Source organism: Micrococcus sp. HSID17227, assembly GCF_003989405.1.
Classification (GTDB): Bacteria; Actinomycetota; Actinomycetes; order Actinomycetales; family Micrococcaceae; genus Micrococcus; species Micrococcus luteus.
In genome coordinates this window covers 1-1,610 of sequence record NZ_RBLN01000385.1, presented here as the reverse complement: position 1 = coordinate 1,610, position 1,610 = coordinate 1, and the positions used below count along the sequence as shown (strand labels likewise).

General features: G+C 70.2%; 1 protein-coding gene and 4 tRNA genes. 4 read left to right on the top strand and 1 reads right to left on the bottom strand.

The genetic code is table 11. From position 1 onward, the window contains the following. Positions 1 to 902 (bottom strand): cytochrome (locus D8M29_RS12080; RefSeq protein ID WP_127446013.1); only part of this gene is annotated, 902 nt, incomplete at its 3' end. A gap of 158 nt (positions 903 to 1,060) precedes the next feature. Between D8M29_RS12080 and D8M29_RS12075 the strand changes: the two genes are divergently transcribed. The 4 genes from D8M29_RS12075 to D8M29_RS12060 all read left to right on the top strand — a co-directional run bounded on the left by D8M29_RS12075 (position 1,061) and on the right by D8M29_RS12060 (position 1,455). Next, a tRNA-Gly gene (locus tag D8M29_RS12075) sits at positions 1,061 to 1,134 on the top strand. Between the two features lie 18 nt (positions 1,135 to 1,152). After that, positions 1,153 to 1,223, top strand: a tRNA-Cys gene (locus tag D8M29_RS12070). 58 nt (positions 1,224 to 1,281) lie between these two features. Next, a tRNA-Val gene (locus D8M29_RS12065) sits at positions 1,282 to 1,353 on the top strand. Positions 1,354 to 1,381: 28 nt separating this feature from the next. Then, positions 1,382 to 1,455: transfer RNA gene (locus D8M29_RS12060), tRNA-Gly, on the top strand. Positions 1,456 to 1,610: the final 155 nt, after the last annotated feature.

Genomic DNA, 1,610 nt, shown 5'->3' with positions numbered 1-1,610 from the left:
CCCCTTCCGCTCTCCGCGGCGCGCACGGCCTGCAGTCCGGTGGCCGCCGACGCCGGGACCGACGGCGGAGGCGGGCCGATGACGCGGAGCGCGGGGCCGGCGTCGTCCACGGCCTGCGCGTGCTTCCAGACCTGGCGCAGGGCCCAGAACTTGTGCCAGTGGCGGGGCAGCACACCGGGGTTGGCCTGGTGCACGGCGACCTCGGTCTCCCCCAGGGCGACGCCGAGCAGCATCTCGGCCTGGCCGTGCCGCCACTCTTCCCAGGTGCCGGCCTCGGGGTCCACCAGGGACTCCTCCGCCTTCAGGCCGGCGGTCAGCTGCATGACCACCTTGGGATCGAGCGCCTTGACCCGTCCGTCCCGCCCCGTGCCCTTCGTCTTGTAGTCGATCAGGCACAGCCGGCCGCCGATCCGGGCGACGAGGTCCAGCGTGCCCGCGTAGCCCACCGTGTGGTTCCAGACGGTGATCTCGGCCGCGATCGGCCGGACGTCGTAGAGGTCCCACCACTCGTCGAAGCGGTCCGCGTAGGCGCCCTCGCCGTGCTCGATCAGCCGGGCCCGGGCCTCCGCCATGGTGTGGGGGCGGCCGAGGGCGCGCTGGGCCACCTGCTCGGCGTAGTCGTGCACGCGGTCCCCGCGCTCGGCCGCGGCGTCCCGGTAGCGGGCGGCGGCGTCGGCGGACTGCCGGGCCACCTGCTTCAGGCGCGCGGCGGAGCCCACGGATTCCGCCAGGCGCGGATCCTGGGTCACGGACTGGGCCGCCATCCACCCGACCCAGCCGTCCAGGTCCGTCTTCTCCATGCCGATCACGGTGGTGATGGACGGGACCTCGGGCAGGCCCGAGAGGGAGCGCGCGTACATGCGCCCGTGGGGGGTCTGATGCGCGAGGCGTGGCTGGGTCATGGTCAGCCATTCTGGCAGGGTCCGCGGACCCCCGACGGGGTGGCCCGACACGCCAGCGGACGCCGATTTTGCATCCGGGCGGAGATGGCCTAGAGTTCTTTCTCGTTGGAAAACGCAGGTGAGCGGCTCGGACGAGCGGATCCCGGCGGCACCGACACGCGGATGTAGCTCAGTTGGCTAGAGCGCCACCTTGCCAAGGTGGAGGTCGCGAGTTCGAATCTCGTCATCCGCTCGCTCAACCTTCACCCCTGGTCGGGTGGCCGAGAGGCGAGGCAGCGGCCTGCAAAGCCGTATACGCGGGTTCGAATCCCGTCCCGACCTCGCAGCCTTCTCCGACCGGGAGTGGCGGCATGTTCACCACCTCTTCGGAGGTGGACGAGCGCGATTGGCGCAGCGGTAGCGCGCTTCCCTGACACGGAAGAGGTCACTGGTTCGAACCCAGTATCGCGCACGGAGACGATCCGTGACGATCGACTCAGGCGGATGTAGCTCAGTTGGCTAGAGCGCCACCTTGCCAAGGTGGAGGTCGCGAGTTCGAATCTCGTCATCCGCTCCCCACACGAAGGGCCCCTCCTGACGGAGAGCCCCACGCCTCATGCACGGGCACCAAGTGATCGATCTGCAGCGTCGATGCAGACGTGTGCGTGCGCAGATCCCAGCTGCTCACCCACTTGCCCGTGGCCACCGTGCACTTACGGGCCGTCGTGA